We start from the raw sequence: 22,061 nt of genomic DNA on the forward strand, positions 1-22,061 counted from the left end.
TTCAATTTGTAAAATTAGACAGAAGAAAAACAGCCTTTTGAAAGGCTGTTAAAACGTGGAAAACTTTAGTGAGTGTTAATTTTTTAACGCTCCTCATACTAAAGAGAGGAGGGAAGCGTATGAAACCATTTATGCCAAAACTCGTTTACTTTGAACCGAAGGCACTTGAATACCCACTTGGAAAAGAGCTATATGAGAAGTTTACGAAGATGGGATTAGAAATTCGTGAAACAACATCCCATAATCAAATTAGAAATTTACCAGGTGAAAATGATCTGCAAAAGTATCGAAATGCAAAAGCAACGCTTGTCGTTGGGGTGAGGAAGACATTAAAGTTTGATACGTCAAAACCGTCAGCTGAATATGCAATTCCGCTTGCAACAGGATGCATGGGACATTGTCATTATTGTTATTTGCAAACGACACTTGGGAGTAAACCTTATGTTCGCGTGTATGTTAATCTTGATGAAATATTTGAGAAGGCAAAGCAATATATGGATGAAAGGGCACCTGAAATAACAAGGTTTGAAGCTGCTTGTACATCAGATATCGTTGGGATTGATCATTTAACACATGCATTAAAGCGGGCGATCGAATTCATTGGAGAAAGTGAGTATGGGCGTTTACGTTTCGTTACGAAATATTCGCACGTTGATCATTTGTTAGATGCAAAACATAATGGGAAAACTCGTTTCAGGTTTAGTATTAATTCACGGTATGTGATTAAAAATTTTGAGCCAGGGACATCACCGTTTGAAGAAAGAATTGAAGCTGCTCGTAAAGTAGCAGGCGCGGGTTATCCACTTGGCTTTATAGTTGCGCCACTTTATATGCATGAAGGATGGGAAGAAGGATATCGTGAACTATTTGAGCGGCTGTACAATGCACTAAAAGATTTGTCGATACCGGATTTAACATTTGAATTAATTCAACATCGCTTTACAAAACCAGCAAAAAAGGTCATCCAAGAGCGTTATCCAAATACGAAGCTTGAAATGGATGAAGAGAAGCGCAAATATAAATGGGGACGATATGGCATTGGGAAATACGTATATAAAAAAAATGATGCAGAAGTATTGGAAGAAACAATTAGAGGATATATTCATCAATTTTTTCCTAACGCAGAAATTCAATATTTTACATGAAAGGAACTTGTATTTGAAAGCAGGTTCTTTTCTCTTTTGCAGATTTAGGCTCGTTTTCACCTTGTCACGTTATTCTTTCTGGTGTATCATTTTATTGATTGCTTCGTACGGAATAAGCAAAATGAAATTGGATGGAGGAAACCGATGCCTACCCCTAGTATGGAAGATTATATTGAACAAATTTATTTGTTGATTGATGAAAAGGGTTATGCCCGCGTATCTGATATTGCTGAAGCGCTTAGTGTACATCCATCCTCTGTAACAAAAATGGTGCAAAAATTAGACAAAGATGAATATCTAATTTATGAAAAATATAGAGGGCTTGTATTAACATCAAAAGGTAAAAAAATCGGAGAACGTCTCGTATATCGTCATGACTTGCTCGAGCAATTTATGCGTATTATCGGTGTGGATGAAAGCAAGATTTACAATGATGTAGAAGGAATTGAACATCATTTAAGTTGGGAAGCCATTGACCGCATTGGTGATTTAGTACAATACTTTGAACAAGATGAAGTCCGCGTAGACACACTTCGTGGTGTTCAAAAAGCAAATGAAGAGAAAAGTAATTAAGGGGAACATATGGCGTTTCCTTTTTTTATTTCAATTGAAAAAGACCGTGTTTCCTAAAAGGAAGCACGGTCTTTCTTTTTGTTTTTCTTACCTTCAATGACAGTTAAATGAGATTGTTTTCTTTTTCGTTTCAAAGTGGAAGAATTTCCTTTTTTGCCCTTGTCATTAGAAGCATTGGACTTAAAGAAAGAATTGCTTAGGGGTGCTACATTTTGTTTCCCGTGTTTGCGGTTCGATTGTTTGGCAGCGCGCTTATATGAGCTTTGCGAATTTGCAGAACCACTAGAATTTGTAAACATCTTGTATAGCAAATAAAAGATACCGACAACAAGTAACATGTACCCGATATTTCTCAATACACCCATTGGGTTTGTAATTACAGATGAAACAAGGCCGAATATTGCTAATCCGATAATAAGCACAAATATAGCGAATGTAAACGAACGACCGTTCATAAGGAACACCTCCTAAAAACATATATTAAAATTAGTATATTAACGATGAGGAAAGGAGTTGAACACCATTTTTAAATAATTATTGTTTGTTTTCTAAACGTAATAATTCTTCAAACGATGCAATGGCTACTTCCACTTGATCATCTGTTGGTTCTTTCGTTGTTAATAGTTGCAGCCATAATCCTGGATAGCCAAGTACGCGTAATATGGGAACATCTCGTAATCGATTCGTAAATTGTAATACTTCGAACGAAATACCAAGTACGACTGGAATTAATAAAATTCGGTTTATAACTCGTGCCCAAAGTGGATCAGTAGGGACGAGGAAATAAACAAACATTCCAACGATGACTGTAAATATAATAAAGCTACTACCACAGCGATAATGAAGGCGAGTTTGTTTTTGAACATTTTCTACAGTCAGTGAAAGATTATTCTCATAAGCATTGATTACTTTATGCTCCGCACCATGGTACTGAAATACCCGCTTAATAAGTGGAGTTAAAGAAATAAAGTATATATAGCTCAATAATAACATGAGCTTAATGACACTTTCGACAATGATTTGCCCTGTATGAGATGGGAAAATCGGTCTTGTTAATTCAGCTAGTAGTGCAGGCACTGCTGTGAAAATTACTTTTCCGAAAATGAAAGATAAAACACCAACTGCTGCAACTCCTAATACCATCGTTAATTTTGATTGTTCTTCTTTTTTATTTGCAATTTGTTCGTCTTCTTCTGGGTGGACATCAAATCGTTCTGAAGCGAAATTTAAATGCTTCGCTCCATTCGCACTTGCATCCACAATAGCGGCAATCCCTCGTAAAAATGGAATTTTTTTAAGGATAGATAATACTTTATTACGAACGCGTGGTAATCGATAAAATTCAATCGATTTATCTTTACGACGAACCGCTGTAACAGTATATTCTCTACCGCCAAACATAACTCCTTCTATGACTGCTTGCCCGCCATATATTTGTTTTGACTCTTCTGCCATTTTAACACCAACCTGTATTTGTTTCTCTCTTATGTAGAAAAAGAGGCAATTGTCATACTGGGTTCTGTCATTTTGAAATAAGACAATCACCGAGTTTCCTTTATTTTATCGACAAATACAAGTAGATGACAAGGAAAAATGTTACGAGAGTCGGACATTTCTTATTCTTTTTATAGACAAATTTCGCAGTATTTAAACATGCTTCAAAATAGTTTCGGGCATACTATTGAGCGGAGGTGTCGATGTGAATCAAGAACAATTAGGAACAAGGAATTTTGTGCAAATTGGTTTATTTGGTGGAATCTTTTGGGGAGGGATATGGTATTTCCTTCATATTTTTTCGTTTACGGAAGCAGGACCGAATTATTTCCTTTTACCATTTGCGCTTGGTGGTTGGAAGGAAGGGGCATGGGGGAATGTGTCAGGAATTGTTTGTATGGGACTTCTTTCAATTTTAATTGCCTTTTTGTATAAGATATGTTTTGCAAAGTTTGAAGGAATTCTTCCAGGGATGATTTATGGTCTATTTTGGTGGGCATTACTATTTTTCGGAATGGGATTACTAGCACCTGCTATTAAAAGTGCGCTCAATTTACCGAAAGAAACGATTGTGACGACGATGTGCATTTTTATATTGTATGGTGTGTTTATTGCATACTCTGTTTCGTACGCAGTAAATAGCAATAAAGCCGAACAAGAAGGGGAAGAGAAGACGAACTATTCAAATAAGTAACTCCTATGTTAAAATGTTGTATAGATATTTAATATTAAGGAGTTTTAAGGATATGAAAAAGGTACTCCTCGTAAACGGTCCTAACCTAAATCGCCTCGGTGTTCGTGAGGTAAATGTATATGGTAAGGGCACGCTAGCGACACTTGAAGCAGATATGAAGCAAGAAGCAGAAACAATGGGAGTGGAGTTAGAATGTTTCCAATCAAATCATGAAGGTGCGATTATCGATCGTATTCATGAGGCTGAAGATATATATGAAGGGATCATTTTAAATCCTGGAGCATTTACGCATTATAGCTATGCGATTCGGGATGCAATTGCGAGCGTTTCGATTCCTGTTATTGAAGTACATATTTCTAACATTCACCAGCGTGAGTCGTTCCGTCATGAATCTGTGACGGCAGCTGTTTGTGCGGGACAAATTGTTGGATTTGGGTTTTATGGCTATAAGTTAGCGTTATTTGCATTAATGGAGAAATTGAGGGAGGCATAAAGTAATGGAGAAAATTGAAAGATTACGAAGTGCATTTGATGAGGTCGGTATTGACGGTATATTGTTAACAAATGAACATAGTCGTAGATATATGGCTAACTTCACAGGAACAGCTGGTGTTGTTCTTATTTCGAAAGAGCGTGCTCAATTTATTACAGATTTCCGTTACGTAGAGCAAGCTAGTAAGCAAGCGGTTGGATATGAAATCGTGCAGCATGCAGGTTTAATTCTTGATGAAGTTGCGAAACAAGTAAAAGACCTTGGAATTCAAAAGTTAGGATTTGAGCAAGATACTCTTACATATAGCTCTTACGTAACACATAATGAAGCGATTGAAGCTGAATTCATCCCAACTTCTGGCCTTGTAGAAAAGTTACGCTTGATAAAGACTGATTCAGAGATTAAGATATTAAAGGAAGCTGCACAGATTGCAGATGCTGCCTTTGAACATATTCTATCATTCATTCGCCCGGGAGTATCTGAAATTGAAGTGTCAAATGAACTTGAATTTTTCATGAGAAAACAAGGAGCAACATCTTCTTCGTTTGATATTATCGTTGCTTCAGGTCTTCGTTCGGCATTACCGCACGGCGTGGCATCTGAAAAAGTGATAGAAACAGGAGATTTCGTTACATTAGACTTCGGCGCTTATTACAAAGGATATTGTTCTGATATTACTCGTACGATTGCAGTCGGTGAACCATCTGATAAATTGAAAGAAATTTATAATATCGTTTTAGAAGCACAACTACGTGGTGTGAACGGTATTAAAGCTGGTTTAACAGGCCGCGTGGCAGATGCGCTAACGCGTGATTACATAACGGAAAAAGGATACGGTGAATACTTCGGACACTCTACTGGTCATGGAATCGGTCTTGAAATCCATGAAGCACCAGGTTTAGCGTTCCGTTCTGATACAGTACTTGAACCAGGTATGGCTGTAACAGTAGAACCAGGTATTTATATTCCAGGTATTGGCGGCGTACGTATTGAAGATGATATTATTGTAACGAGTGAAGGTAATGAAGTGATTACGAAATCACCAAAAGAACTTATTATTTTGTAATACACAGGAGGATTTTTTTACATGATTTCAGTAAACGATTTTCGTACAGGTTTAACAATTTCAGTGGATAATGCCCTTTGGCAAGTACTTGATTTCCAACACGTAAAGCCAGGTAAAGGTGCTGCTTTCGTTCGTTCGAAACTACGTAACATTCGCACAGGATCTGTTCAAGAGAAAACATTCCGTGCTGGTGAGAAAGTAGAAAAAGCACATATCGAAAACCGTCGTATGCAATACTTATACGCAAGCGGTGAGGCTCACGTATTTATGGATAACGGAACTTATGAGCAAATCGAACTTGGTGAAAACCAAATCGAGCGCGAGCTTAAATTCCTAAAAGAAAACATGGAAGTAGCAATTATGACTTACCAAGGCGAGGTACTTGGTGTTGAACTTCCAAATACTGTTGAATTACAAGTGGCAGAAACAGAGCCAGGTATTAAAGGTGATACAGCTTCTAACGTAACAAAACCAGCTAAATTAGAAACTGGTCTTGTTGTACAAGTACCAATCTTTATTAACGAAGGCGAAATGCTTATCATCAACACTGGTGAAGGTAAATACGTTTCTCGTGCATAGTAAAAAAGCACTCGTGATTATCACGAGTGCTTTTTTTTATAAGAAATAGGGCAGATAATAAATCGCGGTGACAACAAAACTAATTAAAACAAGTGAAAGAGTACCCGATATATATGGTGTGAAAACGAATTGAAATGGTTTTATTTCACCAGTCTCAACGCCAGTTAATGTTTTATTTATTGCGTGATCCATGTTGTTATTTCTATAGTTACTCATAATAATTAACCATGTAATTGCAAATATTGCTAAGCTACCAAGGAAAAAGGTATCCATAAATGACCAACCGACTAGTATTGAAAAAAGATAAATAAGAGCTAATTCTACTACAATCGTTAAACTAATTTTTAATATCTTCATATTTTTCCTCCTCACTTTGTAATTGCAACCAATTTAAAAAATTCTCGCGTGATACGACATGTAGTGCGCAAGGTGATTTTACTTCTTTCTCTAGTGCAGTGTGTTCTTCTGGAAACTTGTTCTCCACATACAATGACATATAAGGTAATTTCTCTTGTGCTTTTAAAGAACGAATGTTAGTCGTTTTAGCACCAGCGAATACGTATGTAAGTTGTAAGTCTAAAAAAGCGATTGTAAGGATTTCTTTTTTAGCAGCCTCGTTATAGCCTTTTCCCCAGTAAGGATGGCCAAGCCAACTGCCAATGTGAGATTTCTTTTTCTCATAATTAATATGCTTAAGCGTGGTGAGACCAATTATTTCATTTTTTTCATTTAGGATCACTCTAGATAGGGAGTGGTTTTTTCGTTCCTCTTCTAGTGTAAATAAAATAAATGCTTTTGTATCTTCGAGTTTTTCTACTTTTATTCCTAGCGCGTTTTTTACATGTGGATTACTTGATAGTTTGAAAAGCACATCTGCATATTGTAAATCGAGTGGTAATAAAGTAACTTGCTGCATCGTCTATCCTCCTTTTCATTAAATGTACCATAAAATCCCACATAATTAATAAGAATATTCAGAAATATGCAGGGTGGTATAGAAAATTATGTTTTTACTTCTGAAATAGACAACCCCTGCATATGGTTGTACAAATATATTCTTTTTTGGAATGTAGAATTCGTAACCGTTACGGGAGAAGGTGGGAGGATGAAACAGTGGCTAGCGGCAATGGAAACATCCGTGCTTGTAATGGGGTTACTTCGGTTGTTTTCAGGTAGCGCGGAAATATTCGCCGCTTTGCTTATGCTTTATGTGAATGATGCGAAGAAAGCATTGTTTATAAATGGTATGTTAGCGTTTGTTGGACCGACCGTATTAATTTTAACGATGACAATTGGGATAGCGAGTGTAGCAAGTGAGATTTCTTTCTTAAAACTCTTTTTTCTAGCACTTGGAATCGGCTGTATTTTTATCGCGTTGTTGAAATAAGTAAGCCAGGTATAGTGGGGAGAAGCATATGAAAGAAGTATTAGAGGTTTTACCGAGAACGATGAAACAGTTAGTGGAAGGGTGTAAGCAATATGATACTTTAGAGGAAATTCGAGTTCGAATTGGAAAACCGCTAGAGTGTATTGCACATGGAGATGTATTTTTTTATGACTACATCACTACAGCAGAAGATGCTATTTACTTATTGAATAAGTTAAGTCAATTCTCAATTTATACGATGGAAGAGGAATTGAAACGGGGATATGTGACGCTTCGAGGGGGACATAGAATTGGTCTAGCTGGAAAAGTCATTACAGAAAAAAGCGCAGTGAAAATGATTCGTGATGTCTCTTCATTTAATATTCGTATTGCTCGTCAAAAAATAGGAATAGCTGAGCCACTTTTACCGTATTTGTATGATACAAGATGGTTAAACACAATGGTAATTGGCCCGCCGCAAACGGGGAAAACGACACTGTTAAGAGATGTAGCACGCTGCATGAGTCAAGGGATAAGTGCTTTGGGAATTTCTTCTTGTAAAGTGGGGATTGTTGATGAGCGGTCAGAAATCGCTGGTTGTGTGAAAGGAATCCCTCAGTATGAATTTGGCACACGAGTAGATGTGCTAGATGCATGTCCAAAGGCTGAAGGCATGATGATGATGATTCGTTCTATGAGCCCTGATATTTTAATTGTTGATGAAATTGGCCGTAAAGAAGATAGTGAAGCAATTATGGAGGCGGTGCATGCAGGGGTTCAGCTTTTCATAAGTGCGCATGGATTTTCCTATGAAGATGTTGTGAAGAGGCCATCGTTACAGGCGGTGCTGGAACTTGGTGTATTTGATAGGTTTGTGGAATTGTCAAAAGCGAGAGGGCCAGGGACAGTTATGCAAGTGAAAGATAGAGATGGAAAACCAGTACTATCAAATAGAAAGGCTGGGGGCGTATGGTGAAAATAATTGGTGCAGTGTTAATAGTTGCAGTTAGCACCTTTTTCGGGTTTTCATACGCTAAGAGGTACAGTGAGAGACCGAGGCAACTTAGATTGTTAAAAGCGGCACTTCAATCACTAGAAGCAGAAATTATGTACGGGCACACACCTTTATCCGAAGCTGCTGAGCGATTAGTGAAACAAATGCCAAAGCCACTAAATTGGATATTTCAAAGTTTCGCAAAAAAATTAGAAAGCGGAGAACAAACAGTAAGAGAAGCTTGGATAGATAGTTTGAAAGAGAACTGGAAGTTAACAGCATTTCAACAAACTGAGTATGAAATACTGCAACAATTTGGTGAAACGCTCGGGCAACATGATCGTGACTCTCAACAAAAACATATTCGCTTATGTATTACACATTTGGAGAGAGAAGAAGGAGAAGCGAAAGCATTACAACTGCAATACGAAAAAATGATTAAGAGTTTAGGGGTACTAGCGGGGCTACTTATCGTAATTTTACTGCTATAGGAGGGAGAAAGGCGATGTCCATTGATGTTGGATTAATATTTCAAATCGCCGGAATCGGCATTGTTTTAGCGTTCATTCATACCGTACTAAAAGAATTAAAGCGTGAGGATATTGCAAATTGGGTTATCCTTGTCGGTTTTGTCGTTATTTTATTTCATGTTGCATTTTTAATTAATACGCTATTCGACAAGATTAAAAGTGTCTTTCTCTTCCAGTAAAGGAGGCGGTTCGAATCGAAATTATACAAATTGTCGGATTAGGCCTCGTTGCTACGTTTTTAGCAGCTATTTTAAATCAACATAAATCTAGCATTACATCGTTATTTATTGTGTTCGTAGGTAGTGTGATGTTTCTTATTTTAATCGATCAAATTCACTCTATTTTACAAATGATTGAGAGAGTGGCGAGTGAAGCGAAAGTTAGCAACGTATATGTAGAAACGTTATTAAAAATTATTGGGATTGCTTATATAGCTGAGTTTGGAGCGCAAATTACAAAAGATGCTGGTCAAGGTGCAATCGCTTCGAAAATTGAATTAGCTGGAAAAATCTTAATTCTCGTTATGGCAATTCCTATTTTGACGGTTGTAATTGAAACTATTCTCGGATTTTTACCGACGGGATAAGGGGGAGTGAATGTTGAGGAGGTTTGGAGCTAAGCTGCTATTTGCTTGCTTCCTTTTCTTTTCTTTACCGGTTGTTGTACAAGCTTCTCCTGTAGAAACAAACGTCGTCGATCAACAATTGGATAAGCTCGGAATTGAAGATGTGAAGCAATTTTGGGACGGGCTTGTTACAAAATATGGAGGGTATTTGCCAGAGAGTCAAAAAGGAAGCTTTATGGAGTTTGTAAAGGGAGAAAAAGAATTCTCTATAAAAGAGTGGATGATAGGTTTATTAAAATATTTATTTCACGAGCTTGTTGCAAATGGAAAACTACTTGGAACACTCATTATGCTCACAATTTTTAGTGCACTGTTGCAATCATTGCAATCTGCTTTTTCAAAGAGTAGCGTAAGTAAAATTGCTGATGCAGTTGTATATATGGTACTTATTATTTTCGCTTTAAATAGTTTTTATGTCGTCATGACATATGCAAGAGAAACGATACAAACAATGGTAGATTTCATACTAGCTCTATTACCAATTTTGCTTGCACTCATAGCAACCGGGGGCGGTGTTGTATCTGTATCGTTTTTTCATCCGATTATCATTTTCTTAATGAATACGAGTGGGCTTCTTATGAATTATATTGTTCTACCACTTTTATTACTTGCAACGATATTAAGTATTGTAAGTACGATGAGTGATCAATATAAAGTTACGAAATTGTCCAAGCTTCTGCAAAACGTTAGCGTGGGGATTATCGGTATCTTTTTAACGATTTTTTTAGGGGTATTATCTGTACAGGGAACAGCGACAGCTGTTGCTGATGGGATAGCAGTGAAAACTGCTAAATTTGTAACAGGTAACTTCATTCCGGTAGTCGGAAGGATGTTTACAGAGGCGGCGGATACTGTTATTAGTGCGTCGGGATTATTAAAAAACACAGTCGGAATTATGGGGCTTGTCATTCTATGCTTAATTGTCGCTTTTCCAGCGATTCAAATATTTTGTATCGCATTTATTTATAAATTCGCAGCAGCAGTACTGCAACCAGTAGGCGGAGGAGCAATTATTCAATGTTTAGATATCATTGGACGGAGCATCATTTACGTATTTGCTTGCTTAGCTATCGTATCATTTATGTTCTTTTTAAGTATCACAATTATTATTGCTGCGGGGAACATTACACTTATGATGCGGTAGGGGGTGGAGAGTATGCAATTTGTTACAGAGTGGATTAGAAATATTATCGTTTTTTTACTCTTAGCGACAATGCTTCATCTTATTCTTCCAAATTCGAACTTGCAAAAATACGTTAAATTCGTCGTAAGTCTATTATTGGTTGTATTAATTTTAACGCCTCTTTTTAAACTGTTGCAAACAGATGTAAATGAAGTAATCGCAAATTTTAATGAAGAGAAGTACGTAGCAGAAGGATCTGTAAAAAATTCAATAGATTCGAAGAAAAAAGAAATACAAGCTCTAACACGTGCATATAGTTTAGAAGAGATGGCTACCAAAATGAAAAAAGAAGTAGGAAAAGAATTTGAGAAAAAGTATGGTATGGCAGTCTCTGAAATACAAATAGTCGCAGCGGAAAGTACAGCGGAAGTAAAGTCAGCAAAAGATATTCAATCTGTTGTTGTGACATTGAAAGAAAAAGAACGTAGTAAAAACGATGCAATCGAAACAGTAAAGCCAATTGAAATTAATACGAAAGAACCTCCAAAAAAGGTAGAAGAAACAAATGTAGAAATGAAAGATTTCTTTTCAAGCAGGTGGCAACTAGAGAATAAACAAATCCAAGTTCAAATGGAAGGGAGGACAGGTAGAGTAAATGGACAATAAAGATAAAAATTCGAAGTTCTCATTTTTTCGAAACTTATTAAATGGGGACGAAAAAGAAAGCAGTGAGAAGGGAAAGAAGGTAACACCTAAGTTTTTACTTGTCCTACTTATACTTGGGATTTTGCTTATGTTTTCTAGTAGTTTCTTTTCAGGAAAAAAAGAAGAAGTACCTGTATTTAAAGAACAAAAAAATCAAAACCAAGAAAAGGACGTACCAACTTTCGGGCAAAAAAGTAATGATAGTATGTCAAATGTAGAAAAGTATGAAAAAGCGTACGAACAAGAATTAAAAGCAGCTTTAGAAGAAATTGCGGGGGTAAAAGATGTAACGATTAAAGTGAATTTAGACTCATCTGAAGAAAAAATACTAGAAAAAAATACAGTGAAACGCTCACAAACAACAGGTGAAACAGATAAAACAGGTGGGAAGAGGGAAGTAGAGGACGAGTCTCTTGATGAAAAGACCGTCATTATACGTGAAGGGGATAAAGAAACTCCCGTTGTTTTACGAACAGAGAAACCGAAAGTACGAGGTGTTCTTGTCGTAGCAAAAGGAGTGGATAATATACAAGTTAAAGCGATGGTAAAAGAAGCTGTCATACGGCTGCTAGATGTACCAGCTCATCGCGTTTCAGTATCACCGAAAAATTGATAGGGAGGAAATAAAGTGTTAAAAAAACAAACGGTTTGGCTATTAACGATGTTAAGTTTAGTGGTTGTACTATCTGTTTATTACGTAACAACTCCTGACAAAATGAATACAGCAGCACCAACAACTGGTGAAAAAATTGGACAAGAAAAGCAAGGTACTGACAAAGCGGTAACAAACGAAACACCAAGCAAGGAAACAACAAAAGAATCTTCAAATAAAGAAAATACAAGCAAGGAAACACCAAATAAAGAAACAAATAAAGAAACAAACAAAAAAGAGAGTGCTACAAAAGAAACAAGTAAAAAAGAAGCTAACGTAACAGTCCAATCAAGTGATGAAAATTTCACAGCGTTACGTATGCAAATGGAAGATCAGCGAAGTGAACAAAAAGCAAGATTACAAGAAGTGATGAATTCATCAAAATCTTCAGCAACAGAAAAGAGTAAAGCGAAAGATAATTTTGATGCAATCACTACAATGGAAACGAAACAAGAATTACTTGAGACAGTGATTAAGTCTCAAGGAGGATATAAAGATGCCCTTGTAAGAGCTGATGGAACAGACATTAGAGTAACTGTGAAAGCGGCAAAGCATTCACAAAAAGAAGCGAATAAAATTATACAGCTTGTAAGAAGTGAAGGCGGATCAAAAGATGTAGGTGTGAAATTTGATCCACCAGCCAAATAAATGAAATTTTAATCCGTGGGGGATTCCCCGCGGATTATTAGCGATTGTATGTAAATAGTAGGATGAAATACAGTTTTATGTACTTCAAAATAGTTAGATGAAAATAATAATAGAAAAAAGCTATCATTTTCGATAGCTTTTTTCTATATCATCTTTGTAGTTATTTTCACTATGTTCAACTCGAAACGGGGAAATACGCTGTGAGTAAAAGATTAACGGTTCATGGTAATGGTGATTACTTTTTCCAGATTTGACGTGGATGAAGAGAACAAATGCCCAGACTATTACGGCAGGCAAGAAGAAAATGAGCCATATCATATGTCCACCCCTCGATACAATATATTTTCTACACTTTGAACATACTATTTTTATATGAAGGAACGATGAACGGTGTGTAAACAAAAAAATAATATTTGGTAAAAATATGTTATTGACCATAGATGAGGTGAAGAGTAGAGAGGGAATTGTAGGTTTACTGTGTAGTATTTTGAAAAGTAAGGAATGTTTTTTAGGAAGTGGTCTTGCCAATTTTGTGTGAAACTTGGTATTATTACTAGGTAATAATTTTTTGGTGGAATAATATTTTTACAGGAATTTCGATTTATTACAAAGAAAAATAAATTGGAATGTTTAAAAAATTTATCGTAAGATAGGAATAGTAAATATTTCTATTAGTAAATGAAATAAATTTTCTAATAGAGTACATCGTATTTTTACAGTCAATCTAGTTTTAGTGATGGAAATCTGTAAAAACGGGACAAACAAGAGTATGGGAGTGGATTTTACATGTTTAAAATTCAAGAAGTTCGTGAATTAATTAAATTAATTGATAGCTCTAATATTGATGAATTCGAATACAAAAAAGATGGTACAACAATTAAAATGAAAAAGCGTGGTAATGAAGTTGTTGCGATGCAAGCACCTGTAGTAAAACAAGCTATGCAACCAGTAGCGCCTGTTGAAGTAGAAACAACAGTGGCAGCAGCGCAAGTAGAAGCACCAAAACAAGAAGAGAAGAAAGCCGTTCAAAATGAAAATCTACATAAAATTACATCACCAATGGTAGGTACATTTTATGCTTCATCTTCACCTGATACACCTGCATATGTAAGTGTTGGGGATAGAGTATCGAAAGATTCTATCGTATGTATCGTCGAGGCTATGAAATTATTTAACGAAATTGACGCAGATGTAGAAGGCGAAATTGTTGAAATTCTTGTTAATAACGGACAGCTTGTTGAGTATGGACAACCGCTATTTCTTGTAAAAGCGTAATAAGGGAGTCTTTGTGATGATAAAAAAAGTATTAATAGCCAATCGTGGGGAAATTGCTGTACGAATTATTCGTGCTTGTAAAGAAATGGATATTGAAACAGTCGCAATTTATTCAGAAGCAGATAAAGAGTCACTTCACGTACAAATTGCAGATGAGGCGTATTGTGTAGGACCAACAGTTTCAAAAGAAAGCTATTTAAATTTGACGAACATTATTAGCGTTGCGAAGTTAACGGGCTGCGATGCTATTCATCCGGGATACGGATTTTTAGCAGAGAATGCAGACTTTGCAGAGTTATGTCGTGAATGTAACTTGATTTTTATCGGCCCAAGTCCAGAAGCTATTTCAAAGATGGGCACAAAAGACGTTGCTCGTGATACAATGAAAGAAGCAGGGGTTCCGATTGTACCAGGTTCACAAGGGATTATTAAAAATACCGAAGAAGCGATTGAGCTTGCTAATCAAATTGGATATCCAGTTATTATTAAAGCGACTGCAGGTGGCGGCGGAAAAGGTATTCGTGTTGCGCGCCATGAAGAAGAGCTTGTAAAAGGAATTCAAATTACACAGCAAGAAGCTAGTACCGCTTTTGGGAACCCTGGTGTATACTTAGAAAAGTACGTTGAAGATTTCCGCCATGTTGAGATTCAAATAATGGCAGATACACACGGAAATGCCATTCATTTAGGAGAGCGTGATTGTACAATTCAGCGCCGTTTGCAAAAACTATTAGAAGAAAGTCCATCACCTGCACTTGATGAAAATATTCGCAAGCAGATGGGTGAAGCGGCAGTTAAAGCGGCGGTAGCGGTTGATTATACAGGTGCTGGTACGGTTGAGTTTATTTATGAATATAAAACGAAAAGCTTTTATTTCATGGAGATGAATACGAGAATTCAAGTTGAGCATCCGGTTACTGAAATGGTAACAGGGATGGACTTAATTAAAGAACAAATTCTTGTTGCTTCTGGAGAAAAGCTATCGTTACAGCAAGAAGAAGTACAATTTAATGGTTGGGCAATTGAATGTCGAATTAATGCGGAAAACCCTGCCAAAAAATTTATGCCATCTCCAGGTAAAGTAGAAATGTACTTACCACCAGGCGGATTTGGTATTCGCGTCGATTCAGCTGTATATCCGGGATATTCAATCCCACCTTTCTATGATTCGATGGTTGCTAAATTAATTGTTCACGGAAAAACACGTGAAGAGGCAATTGCAAAAATGAAGCGAGCGCTTAGTGAATTTGTCATTGAAGGCGTACATACAACAATCCCGTTCCATTTGCAATTGTTAGATCATCCTGATTTTGTAAAAGGTGAGTTTAATACGAAATTTTTGGAAGAGCATGAACTTGTGACGCAGTGATACATTAAAGGAGGTTTTTTTCATGGCTGAACATATGTTAGATATGGGTCAAGATACAACTCTTGGTAAAGTAGAAATTGCACCAGAAGTAATTGAAGTAATTGCTGGTATTGCAGCTGCTGAAGTAGAAGGTGTAGCGGCAATGCGCGGTAATTTTGCTACAGATGTTGTTGAGAAGTTAGGTAAGAAAAATCATGGTAAAGGTGTAAAGGTTGAATTAGCAAACGAAGATATTATCGTTGACCTTTATGTTGTAATGTATTTTGGCGTAGCAATTCCAGTTGTTGCACAAAAGATTCAAGACAACATTCGCCAAGCACTCTTTACAATGACAGGACTTGAGCCAAAAGAAGTGAATGTTCACATCGTTGGCGTAACATTCGAAACACAAAAAACAGAAATCGAACCAGTGTAAGAATGAAAAAGGTGCCTAGTAACATAGGCATCTTTTTTAACGTTTTATTTCTTCACAAATTACAACCCTCTAATTATTATACTATTTCAAAAAATGAGAAATAAAAAAGAAAATACTTCATTTTTCCAAAAAACGTACATTGTGATAAGATATGGAACTTGAAGTTAATCTTTTTATTATTTTTCAGCCTTGTAACCCGTGTGTGAAACGATAAATTGTGTTATTATCATTGTATTATAAGGTTGGAAAATCAATGAAAACTGTAAGAGTAAGTGAATTGACGGCTTATAAATTATAATAATATAACAAAGCATAAGGAAAGACTTGAAGCATAAAGGAGAGTTACAATGAAACGTAGGACGGCTAGAGAAAGAGCTATGCAAGCATTATATCAAATGGATATTACAGGTGAATTAGAACCGAAAGTAGCGGTGGAAAACACGCTAGATGAAGGTGAAGAAACAAATGAATTTCTAGAATCACTTGTTGTAGGTTTTGTAGAAAATAAAGAAGCAATTGATGAAGCAATTCGTCAAAATTTAAAAAAGTGGAAGCTTGAGCGTATTAGTATTGTTGATCGCAGTATTTTACGTGTAGCTGTGTATGAAATGAAATACATGGAAGAAATTCCACACAATGTAACAATTAACGAGGCAATTGAAATTGCTAAAACATTTGGGGATGAGGAATCTCGTCGTTTTATTAACGGCGTTTTATCTAATATAAAAGATACACTGTAATTTCTTTAAGGGGGAATCTTAAAATGGTAGCAGTAATCATCAAAGGAAATGAAGTTGCGGAGAAAAAACGAGCACAATTAACAGAAGAAGTTGTGAAGTTGAAAGAGCAAGGGATTGTACCAGGATTAGCAGTTATTTTAGTTGGAGAAGATCCAGCATCTCGTTCTTACGTAAAAGGAAAAGAAAAAGGCTGTGAACAAGTAGGAATCTATTCGGAGCTAATTGAACTTCCTGAAACAATTACTGAGGAGCGTTTGCTTGCTGAAATCGATCGCTTAAATGGCGATGACCGCATTAATGGCATATTAGTGCAATTACCTTTACCAAAACATATTGAAGAAAAAGCTATCATTGAAAGAATTTCACCAGAAAAGGATGTAGATGGATTTCACCCAATCAGCGTGGGACGTATGATGACGGGGCAAGATACATTCCTTCCATGTACACCACATGGTATTGTAGAACTAGTAAAAGAAACGAATCTTGATATTTCGGGAAAACATGTTGTAGTAATTGGAAGAAGTAATATTGTTGGCAAACCAGTGGGACAATTGTTCTTAAATGAAAATGCAACTGTCACATACTGTCATTCTAAGACGCAAAATATGAAAGAATTATCGAAGTTAGCGGATATTTTAATCGTAGCAGTTGGACGACCTAAAATGATAACTGCTGATTACATTAAAGAAGGAGCAGTTGTAATTGACGTTGGCGTAAATCGCTTAGAAACAGGAAAGCTTTGTGGTGATGTTGACTTTGACAACGTATTAGATGTCGCAGGATACATTACGCCTGTTCCAAAGGGTGTTGGTCCAATGACGATTACTATGCTTCTTCATAATACTGTTGAATCTGCCAAGCGTGCAGGTGTTGTTTGTAAATAATTTGAGTCGGCTATGAGGAGAGAGAAATGGAGAAACAATATTTAACCGTTACAGCATTAACACGCTATATAAAAACAAAAATAGAATACGACCCGCATTTGCAGTCTGTTTGGTTAAAAGGTGAAATTTCCAATTTTAAAAATCATAGCCGTGGTCATATGTATTTTACATTGAAAGATGAAAATGCAAGAATTGCAGCGGTTATGTTTGCGGGTCATAATCGTAATATTAAATTCAGACCAGAGAATGGCATGAAAGTACTCGTGAAAGGGAAAATCTCTGTTTACGAGGCGAGTGGTTCTTATCAAATTTATATTCAAGACATGCAACCTGATGGAATCGGAAACTTGCATTTAGCTTACGAACAGTTAAAAGTTCGTTTAGAGGAAGAAGGCTTGTTTTCTCAAGTTTATAAAAAAACAATTCCTCCATATGCTAAAACAATAGGTGTGATTACGTCGCCAACAGGGGCAGCGATTCGTGATATTATAACAACGATTAAACGTCGTTATCCAATTGGAAATGTTATTGTATTTCCAGTACTTGTACAGGGGGAGTCAGCGGCTCCCTCAATTGTACAAGCAATTCGTACAGCGAATGAAATGGGAAAGATAGATGTACTAATCGTTGGACGCGGAGGAGGTTCTATTGAGGAATTGTGGGCTTTCAACGAAGAAATGGTTGCAAGAGCAATCTTTAAAAGTGAAATTCCTATTATTTCGGCAGTAGGCCATGAAACGGATTTTACAATCGCAGATTTTGTTGCTGATTTGCGCGCGCCAACACCGACTGCAGCAGCTGAGCTGGCAGCACCTAACATTATAGAGTTGCAAGAAAAGGTATTACAAAGAACTCTCAGATTGCAAAGAGCGATGAGAGAGTTAGTACATAAAAAAGAAGAAAAATTGCAAGTATTGCAAAAATCTTATGCGTTCCGTTATCCAAGACAAGTATATGAACAAAAGGAAGAGCAATTAGATCGAGCATTAGAACAGCTTGTGTTAGCGAAAGAGCGCTATATTGATAAAAAAGTAAACCAGTTAAAACAGCTTTCGTTTTATTTAGAAAAACACCATCCATCTCAAAAAATTATGCAAACGAAGGTAGCAATTGAAACGTTGCAAAAGCAATTACAACGTGAAATGCAAACGTTACTCCAAACAAAAGAATTTGCCTTTGTAAGAGCTGCTCAAAAACTTGAAGCGTTAAGTCCGCTTAAAGTAATGATGAGAGGGTATGGGCTTGTATATGATGAAGAGAAGCAAGTGTTAAAAAGTGTGAAAGATGTCGGCCTTGGAGATGCTGTTTCAGTTCAATTACAAGATGGAATACTAGATTGTAGCGTATCAGGCATAGAGGAGCGTGAATTGAATAATGGAAAATAAATTAAGCTTTGAAGAGGCAATTTCGCAACTTGAGCATCTCGTTTCTAAGCTAGAGCAAGGTGACGTACCTTTAGAAGAAGCAATCTCTTATTTTAAAGAGGGTATGGAGTTATCGAAGCTTTGTGATGAGAAGTTGAAGAATGTACAAGAACAAATGGCAGTTATTCTTGGGGAAAATGGAGAGCTTGAACCGTTTACTGCTTTAGGAGATGAAGCATAGTGACTATCGCTTTTGATACTTTTTTGAAAGAAAGTAAAACTTTCGTAGAAGAGAAACTTGTAAGCTATGCAAATGAATTACAATGTCCAAATGTACTTCGTGAAGCGATGGCATATTCTTTGGAAGCGGGTGGAAAACGTCTCCGCCCGTTACTTTTATTTGCAACGTTACAAGCGTTTGGGAAAGAAAGAAATCTTGGAGTAGGTGCAGCTTGTGCTCTTGAAATGATTCATACATACTCGTTGGTTCATGATGATTTACCTTGTATGGATGATGATGATTTAAGAAGAGGAAAGCCCACAAATCATAAAGTATTTGGTGAAGCGATGGCAGTTCTAGCAGGAGATGGTTTGTTGACGTATGCTTTTCAAGTTATTATGGCATATGAGCAAAACGAAATCTCTGCTGAAAAAAAAGTAAGACTTGTACTTGAACTTGCAAAGGCAGCAGGACCAGAAGGAATGGTTGGCGGACAAGTGGCAGATATGGAAGCCGAAGGGAAACAGCTTACGATTGATGAGTTGGAGTACATCCATAAGCATAAGACAGGGAAACTGCTTGAGTTTGCTGTACTGGCAGGAGCGATACTTGCTGATGCCACAGAAGAGCAAGAAAAAAACTTGCTTACGTTTGCAAAATATATCGGCCTAGCTTTCCAAATTCGAGATGATATTTTAGATGTAGAAGGAACCGAGGAAGAGATTGGAAAACCGATTGGTAGTGATGTTTCAAATGAAAAGAGTACATATACAACGTTATTTACTGTAGATAGAGCAAAAGATATTTTAGAAGAAACAATTGCAAAAGCAAAAGATGCGATTAGCTCCTTGCAATTACAAGATGAATATCTAGTATCCATTTGTGATTTGATTGCAAAACGTAATAACTAATATAACAGCGTTTTCATTTGTTGAGTCATTTATCATTTTATGATATAAATGTAGGAAAAGGTTTTTCTTTTCTTGTTATTGGCAAAAATATATGTAGATTACATTGCCGTTATCACTTCGTGTTAGCGGCTATTTTTTTCATCGCCGAAAGAAATATGGTTTATAATAGGATTAGGGTACAATAGACTGGTGAATAGCAAAACGAGATAAAAAATAGAAAAGAGAATTTCTTGTGTTGTGTAAATCTTTTTATAGTATTTGACATGTTGACAGATTATGAAATGAAAGTGAGTGATCCATGTGGATCTAACGCAAATTCAAAACCCTAGTTTTTTGAAAGATATGTCTATCAGTGAACTAGAGGGATTGAGTGAGGATATTCGTAAGTTTTTAATTGAAGAGCTCTCTCAAACAGGTGGACATATTGCACCTAATTTAGGTGTAGTAGAACTCACAATTGCTCTGCATAAATTATTTGATAGTCCGAAAGATAAATTTTTATGGGACGTAGGACATCAATCCTATGTACATAAGATTTTAACAGGACGTGCGAAAGAATTCGGTACATTAAGACAATATCAAGGCTTATGTGGCTTCCCAAAACGCTGCGAAAGTGAGCATGATGTATGGGAAACTGGTCATAGCTCGACATCTTTATCCGCTGCAATGGGAATGGCTCTAGCACGTGACTTAAAGAAAACGGAAGAATACGTTATACCAATCATTGGCGATGGTGCATTAACAGGCGGAATGGCTTTAGAGGCATTGAACCATATTGGACATGAAAAAACAGACATGATTGTTATTTTGAATGACAATGAAATGTCAATTGCACCAAACGTCGGTGCGCTTCATAATGTACTTGGTCGTTTACGTACCGCAGGGAAATATCACTGGGTAAAAGATGAACTAGAGTATATATTAAAGAAAATCCCAGCAGTCGGCGGGAAAGTTGCTGCGACAGCAGAGAAAATAAAAGATAGCTTAAAATATTTACTAGTATCAGGCGTCTTTTTTGAAGAGTTAGGCTTTACGTATTTAGGTCCGGTCGATGGGCATGACTATGAAAAGTTATTCGAAACGTTACAATATGCAAAGAAAACAAAAGGCCCAGTACTTGTACATGTTATTACGAAAAAAGGAAAAGGTTACAAACCAGCTGAGAGTGATGTTATTGGAACTTGGCATGGTACAGGACCATATAAAATTGAATCAGGTGACTTCGTTAAACCGAAGGAAGTTGCACCAGCATGGAGTGCTGTTGTTAGTGAAACAGTGCTAAAGCTAGCGAGAACGGATGAGCGTATCGTTGCGATTACTCCGGCAATGCCTGTTGGATCGAAACTTGAGAAATTCCAAAAAGAATTTCCGAACCGCATGATTGATGTAGGTATTGCAGAACAGCATGCAACAACAATGGCAGCAGGTATGGCAACGCAAGGAATGAAGCCATTCTTAGCAATTTATTCAACATTTTTACAAAGAGCATATGACCAAGTTGTTCATGATATATGCCGCCAAAATTTAAATGTTTTCATCGGAATCGATCGCTCTGGTTTAGTAGGAGCAGATGGTGAAACGCATCAAGGTGTATTTGACATCTCATTCTTACGCCACTTGCCGAATATGGTAATTATGATGCCAAAAGATGAAAATGAAGGGCAACATTTAGTATATACAGCGATGCAATATGAAGATGGTCCGATCGCATTACGCTATGCACGCGGTAATGGACTTGGCGTTCCTATGGATGAAAAATTAAAGGCGATTCCAATCGGCACATGGGAAACGTTAAAAGAAGGCACACAAGCAGCTATTTTAACATTTGGTACGACAATTCCAATGGCAATGGAAGCGGCGGAGCGTCTTGAAAAGGCTGGAGTTTCAGTGAAAGTAGTGAACGCTCGTTTTATTAAACCAATGGATGAAGCATATTTACATGATCTCTTAGGGAAGAATATACCGATTTTAACGATTGAAGAAGCTTGTTTAATCGGTGGTTTTGGAACAGGGGTAGTTGAATTTGCGTCTGAGAACGGATACCATAGTACATTAATTGAACGAATGGGTATTCCGGATCGTTTCATAGAGCACGGTAGTGTAACAAAATTATTAGAAGAAATTGGTTTAACGACAGATGCAGTTGTAGACCGTATTCATACAATGATTCCATCAAAACAAAAAAGGGCGTAACAA

Annotated in this window: 29 protein-coding genes; 24 read left to right on the forward strand and 5 right to left on the reverse strand. The window is 36.8% G+C overall.

All coding sequences use genetic code 11. The annotated features are described in order from the left end of the window. Positions 1-119 precede the first annotated feature (119 nt). Both splB and mntR read left to right on the forward strand, forming a co-directional pair. A complete protein-coding gene (splB, locus tag COE49_RS12045; RefSeq protein ID WP_088230953.1) occupies positions 120-1,145 on the forward strand; it encodes a spore photoproduct lyase in 1,026 nt (341 codons plus the stop codon). A gap of 144 nt (positions 1,146-1,289) precedes the next feature. Then, complete coding sequence (mntR, locus tag COE49_RS12050) at positions 1,290-1,718, forward strand: transcriptional regulator MntR (protein ID WP_088230954.1); 429 nt, start codon at positions 1,290-1,292, stop codon at positions 1,716-1,718. 53 nt (positions 1,719-1,771) lie between these two features. On the opposite strand, the gene COE49_RS12055 is transcribed toward mntR, so the two are convergent. Continuing rightward, positions 1,772-2,173, reverse strand: a complete 402-nt coding sequence (locus COE49_RS12055) for an SA1362 family protein (protein ID WP_088230955.1) — start codon at positions 2,171-2,173, stop codon at positions 1,772-1,774. Between the two features lie 79 nt (positions 2,174-2,252). Further along, the gene (locus COE49_RS12060) at positions 2,253-3,173 is read right to left on the reverse strand and encodes a DUF1385 domain-containing protein (RefSeq protein WP_088230956.1); all 921 of its coding nucleotides are present in this window, start codon (positions 3,171-3,173) and stop codon (positions 2,253-2,255) included. Positions 3,174-3,417: 244 nt separating this feature from the next. Between COE49_RS12060 and COE49_RS12065 the strand changes: the two genes are divergently transcribed. Genes COE49_RS12065 through efp form a run of 4 tightly spaced genes read left to right on the forward strand, consistent with a single transcriptional unit; the run spans position 3,418 to position 6,044 of the window. Beyond that, complete coding sequence (locus tag COE49_RS12065; protein ID WP_140417374.1) at positions 3,418-3,906, forward strand: YqhR family membrane protein; 489 nt, start codon at positions 3,418-3,420, stop codon at positions 3,904-3,906. Positions 3,907-3,958: 52 nt separating this feature from the next. After that, the gene (gene aroQ / locus COE49_RS12070) at positions 3,959-4,399 is read left to right on the forward strand and encodes a type II 3-dehydroquinate dehydratase (RefSeq protein ID WP_016086312.1); all 441 of its coding nucleotides are present in this window, start codon (positions 3,959-3,961) and stop codon (positions 4,397-4,399) included. Positions 4,400-4,403: 4 nt separating this feature from the next. After that, positions 4,404-5,465: a Xaa-Pro dipeptidase gene (pepQ, locus tag COE49_RS12075; protein WP_088230958.1), complete on the forward strand. Its 1,062-nt coding sequence runs from the start codon at positions 4,404-4,406 to the stop codon at positions 5,463-5,465. Between the two features lie 21 nt (positions 5,466-5,486). Beyond that, positions 5,487-6,044, forward strand: a complete 558-nt coding sequence (efp, locus tag COE49_RS12080; protein ID WP_000626515.1) for an elongation factor P — start codon at positions 5,487-5,489, stop codon at positions 6,042-6,044. Positions 6,045-6,080: 36 nt separating this feature from the next. Here efp and COE49_RS12085 read toward each other — a convergent pair whose 3' ends face one another. Then, positions 6,081-6,401, reverse strand: a complete 321-nt coding sequence (locus tag COE49_RS12085; RefSeq protein ID WP_088230959.1) for a hypothetical protein — start codon at positions 6,399-6,401, stop codon at positions 6,081-6,083. Then, positions 6,382-6,960 (reverse strand): GNAT family N-acetyltransferase, encoded by a 579-nt coding sequence (locus COE49_RS12090; protein WP_088230960.1) that lies wholly within the window; start codon positions 6,958-6,960, stop codon positions 6,382-6,384. The genes COE49_RS12085 and COE49_RS12090 overlap by 20 nt, the downstream gene beginning before the upstream one ends. A 189-nt stretch (positions 6,961-7,149) precedes the next feature. On the opposite strand from COE49_RS12090, the gene COE49_RS12095 reads away from it, so the two are divergent. From COE49_RS12095 to COE49_RS12135, 9 genes are read left to right on the forward strand one after another with little or no spacing between them, the layout of a single operon-like run. Continuing rightward, on the forward strand, positions 7,150-7,431 hold the full coding sequence (locus tag COE49_RS12095; RefSeq protein ID WP_000816054.1) for a YqhV family protein: 282 nt from the start codon (positions 7,150-7,152) through the stop codon (positions 7,429-7,431). A 28-nt stretch (positions 7,432-7,459) separates the two neighbouring features. Next, positions 7,460-8,386: a stage III sporulation protein AA gene (gene spoIIIAA, locus COE49_RS12100; RefSeq protein WP_088230961.1), complete on the forward strand. Its 927-nt coding sequence runs from the start codon at positions 7,460-7,462 to the stop codon at positions 8,384-8,386. Further along, entirely contained in the window at positions 8,380-8,895 is a 516-nt protein-coding gene (gene spoIIIAB, locus COE49_RS12105) for a stage III sporulation protein SpoIIIAB (RefSeq protein WP_088230962.1), read from the forward strand. The genes spoIIIAA and spoIIIAB overlap by 7 nt, the downstream gene beginning before the upstream one ends. A gap of 14 nt (positions 8,896-8,909) precedes the next feature. Continuing rightward, entirely contained in the window at positions 8,910-9,113 is a 204-nt protein-coding gene (spoIIIAC, locus tag COE49_RS12110; protein WP_000020914.1) for a stage III sporulation protein AC, read from the forward strand. A 23-nt stretch (positions 9,114-9,136) separates the two neighbouring features. Then, the gene (gene spoIIIAD / locus COE49_RS12115; protein WP_088230963.1) at positions 9,137-9,520 is read left to right on the forward strand and encodes a stage III sporulation protein AD; all 384 of its coding nucleotides are present in this window, start codon (positions 9,137-9,139) and stop codon (positions 9,518-9,520) included. 10 nt (positions 9,521-9,530) lie between these two features. Beyond that, positions 9,531-10,703: a stage III sporulation protein AE gene (spoIIIAE, locus tag COE49_RS12120; RefSeq protein ID WP_088230964.1), complete on the forward strand. Its 1,173-nt coding sequence runs from the start codon at positions 9,531-9,533 to the stop codon at positions 10,701-10,703. 12 nt (positions 10,704-10,715) lie between these two features. Next, positions 10,716-11,348, forward strand: a complete 633-nt coding sequence (gene spoIIIAF, locus COE49_RS12125; protein ID WP_088230965.1) for a stage III sporulation protein AF — start codon at positions 10,716-10,718, stop codon at positions 11,346-11,348. After that, complete coding sequence (gene spoIIIAG / locus COE49_RS12130; RefSeq protein ID WP_088230966.1) at positions 11,338-12,000, forward strand: stage III sporulation protein AG; 663 nt, start codon at positions 11,338-11,340, stop codon at positions 11,998-12,000. The genes spoIIIAF and spoIIIAG overlap by 11 nt, the downstream gene beginning before the upstream one ends. Before the next feature lie 15 nt (positions 12,001-12,015). Beyond that, entirely contained in the window at positions 12,016-12,687 is a 672-nt protein-coding gene (locus tag COE49_RS12135) for a SpoIIIAH-like family protein (RefSeq protein WP_088230967.1), read from the forward strand. 123 nt (positions 12,688-12,810) lie between these two features. Here COE49_RS12135 and COE49_RS12140 read toward each other — a convergent pair whose 3' ends face one another. Next, a complete protein-coding gene (locus COE49_RS12140; RefSeq protein WP_088230968.1) occupies positions 12,811-13,005 on the reverse strand; it encodes a DNA recombination protein RecO in 195 nt (64 codons plus the stop codon). A gap of 468 nt (positions 13,006-13,473) precedes the next feature. Between COE49_RS12140 and accB the strand changes: the two genes are divergently transcribed. From accB to dxs, 9 genes are all read left to right on the forward strand, one after another. Then, positions 13,474-13,962, forward strand: a complete 489-nt coding sequence (gene accB / locus COE49_RS12145) for an acetyl-CoA carboxylase biotin carboxyl carrier protein (RefSeq protein ID WP_088230969.1) — start codon at positions 13,474-13,476, stop codon at positions 13,960-13,962. A gap of 16 nt (positions 13,963-13,978) precedes the next feature. Next, positions 13,979-15,331 (forward strand): acetyl-CoA carboxylase biotin carboxylase subunit, encoded by a 1,353-nt coding sequence (gene accC / locus COE49_RS12150; protein ID WP_000592883.1) that lies wholly within the window; start codon positions 13,979-13,981, stop codon positions 15,329-15,331. Positions 15,332-15,353: 22 nt separating this feature from the next. Beyond that, positions 15,354-15,746, forward strand: coding sequence for an Asp23/Gls24 family envelope stress response protein (locus COE49_RS12155; RefSeq protein WP_000807630.1), 393 nt, complete (start codon positions 15,354-15,356; stop codon positions 15,744-15,746). Between the two features lie 347 nt (positions 15,747-16,093). Beyond that, complete coding sequence (nusB, locus tag COE49_RS12160) at positions 16,094-16,486, forward strand: N utilization substance protein NusB (RefSeq protein WP_000830247.1); 393 nt, start codon at positions 16,094-16,096, stop codon at positions 16,484-16,486. Positions 16,487-16,509: 23 nt separating this feature from the next. Beyond that, a complete protein-coding gene (folD, locus tag COE49_RS12165; protein WP_000226732.1) occupies positions 16,510-17,370 on the forward strand; it encodes a bifunctional methylenetetrahydrofolate dehydrogenase/methenyltetrahydrofolate cyclohydrolase FolD in 861 nt (286 codons plus the stop codon). Positions 17,371-17,396: 26 nt separating this feature from the next. Then, entirely contained in the window at positions 17,397-18,755 is a 1,359-nt protein-coding gene (gene xseA, locus COE49_RS12170) for an exodeoxyribonuclease VII large subunit (RefSeq protein WP_098252993.1), read from the forward strand. Continuing rightward, positions 18,745-18,975 carry an exodeoxyribonuclease VII small subunit gene (xseB, locus tag COE49_RS12175; RefSeq protein WP_088230971.1) on the forward strand — a complete coding sequence of 77 codons (231 nt, stop codon included), beginning with the start codon at positions 18,745-18,747 and terminating at the stop codon, positions 18,973-18,975. Before xseA ends, xseB begins: the two co-directional genes overlap by 11 nt. Beyond that, the gene (ispA, locus tag COE49_RS12180; RefSeq protein ID WP_088230972.1) at positions 18,975-19,865 is read left to right on the forward strand and encodes a (2E,6E)-farnesyl diphosphate synthase; all 891 of its coding nucleotides are present in this window, start codon (positions 18,975-18,977) and stop codon (positions 19,863-19,865) included. Before xseB ends, ispA begins: the two co-directional genes overlap by 1 nt. Before the next feature lie 300 nt (positions 19,866-20,165). After that, a complete protein-coding gene (gene dxs, locus COE49_RS12185; RefSeq protein ID WP_098252994.1) occupies positions 20,166-22,058 on the forward strand; it encodes a 1-deoxy-D-xylulose-5-phosphate synthase in 1,893 nt (630 codons plus the stop codon). The last annotated feature ends 3 nt before the right edge of the window (positions 22,059-22,061 follow it).

Origin of the sequence: Bacillus sp. AFS029637, from assembly GCF_002584985.1 — a bacterium.
Classification (GTDB): domain Bacteria; phylum Bacillota; class Bacilli; order Bacillales; family Bacillaceae_G; genus Bacillus_A.

Excerpts from the sequence above, each read along its gene's own strand:
- splB (WP_088230953.1), top strand. The coding sequence starts at position 120 with ATGAAACCATTTATGCCAAAACTCGTTTACTTTGAACCGAAGGCACTT.
- mntR (WP_088230954.1), top strand. The coding sequence starts at position 1,290 with ATGCCTACCCCTAGTATGGAAGATTATATTGAACAAATTTATTTGTTG.
- COE49_RS12055 (WP_088230955.1), bottom strand. The coding sequence starts at position 2,173 with ATGAACGGTCGTTCGTTTACATTCGCTATATTTGTGCTTATTATCGGA.
- COE49_RS12060 (WP_088230956.1), bottom strand. The coding sequence starts at position 3,173 with ATGGCAGAAGAGTCAAAACAAATATATGGCGGGCAAGCAGTCATAGAA.
- aroQ (WP_016086312.1), top strand. The coding sequence starts at position 3,959 with ATGAAAAAGGTACTCCTCGTAAACGGTCCTAACCTAAATCGCCTCGGT.
- pepQ (WP_088230958.1), top strand. The coding sequence starts at position 4,404 with ATGGAGAAAATTGAAAGATTACGAAGTGCATTTGATGAGGTCGGTATT.
- efp (WP_000626515.1), top strand. The coding sequence starts at position 5,487 with ATGATTTCAGTAAACGATTTTCGTACAGGTTTAACAATTTCAGTGGAT.
- COE49_RS12085 (WP_088230959.1), bottom strand. The coding sequence starts at position 6,401 with ATGAAGATATTAAAAATTAGTTTAACGATTGTAGTAGAATTAGCTCTT.
- COE49_RS12090 (WP_088230960.1), bottom strand. The coding sequence starts at position 6,960 with ATGCAGCAAGTTACTTTATTACCACTCGATTTACAATATGCAGATGTG.
- COE49_RS12095 (WP_000816054.1), top strand. The coding sequence starts at position 7,150 with ATGAAACAGTGGCTAGCGGCAATGGAAACATCCGTGCTTGTAATGGGG.
- spoIIIAA (WP_088230961.1), top strand. The coding sequence starts at position 7,460 with ATGAAAGAAGTATTAGAGGTTTTACCGAGAACGATGAAACAGTTAGTG.
- spoIIIAB (WP_088230962.1), top strand. The coding sequence starts at position 8,380 with ATGGTGAAAATAATTGGTGCAGTGTTAATAGTTGCAGTTAGCACCTTT.
- spoIIIAC (WP_000020914.1), top strand. The coding sequence starts at position 8,910 with ATGTCCATTGATGTTGGATTAATATTTCAAATCGCCGGAATCGGCATT.
- spoIIIAE (WP_088230964.1), top strand. The coding sequence starts at position 9,531 with ATGTTGAGGAGGTTTGGAGCTAAGCTGCTATTTGCTTGCTTCCTTTTC.
- spoIIIAF (WP_088230965.1), top strand. The coding sequence starts at position 10,716 with ATGCAATTTGTTACAGAGTGGATTAGAAATATTATCGTTTTTTTACTC.
- spoIIIAG (WP_088230966.1), top strand. The coding sequence starts at position 11,338 with ATGGACAATAAAGATAAAAATTCGAAGTTCTCATTTTTTCGAAACTTA.
- COE49_RS12140 (WP_088230968.1), bottom strand. The coding sequence starts at position 13,005 with ATGATATGGCTCATTTTCTTCTTGCCTGCCGTAATAGTCTGGGCATTT.
- accB (WP_088230969.1), top strand. The coding sequence starts at position 13,474 with ATGTTTAAAATTCAAGAAGTTCGTGAATTAATTAAATTAATTGATAGC.
- accC (WP_000592883.1), top strand. The coding sequence starts at position 13,979 with ATGATAAAAAAAGTATTAATAGCCAATCGTGGGGAAATTGCTGTACGA.
- COE49_RS12155 (WP_000807630.1), top strand. The coding sequence starts at position 15,354 with ATGGCTGAACATATGTTAGATATGGGTCAAGATACAACTCTTGGTAAA.
- nusB (WP_000830247.1), top strand. The coding sequence starts at position 16,094 with ATGAAACGTAGGACGGCTAGAGAAAGAGCTATGCAAGCATTATATCAA.
- folD (WP_000226732.1), top strand. The coding sequence starts at position 16,510 with ATGGTAGCAGTAATCATCAAAGGAAATGAAGTTGCGGAGAAAAAACGA.
- xseA (WP_098252993.1), top strand. The coding sequence starts at position 17,397 with ATGGAGAAACAATATTTAACCGTTACAGCATTAACACGCTATATAAAA.
- xseB (WP_088230971.1), top strand. The coding sequence starts at position 18,745 with ATGGAAAATAAATTAAGCTTTGAAGAGGCAATTTCGCAACTTGAGCAT.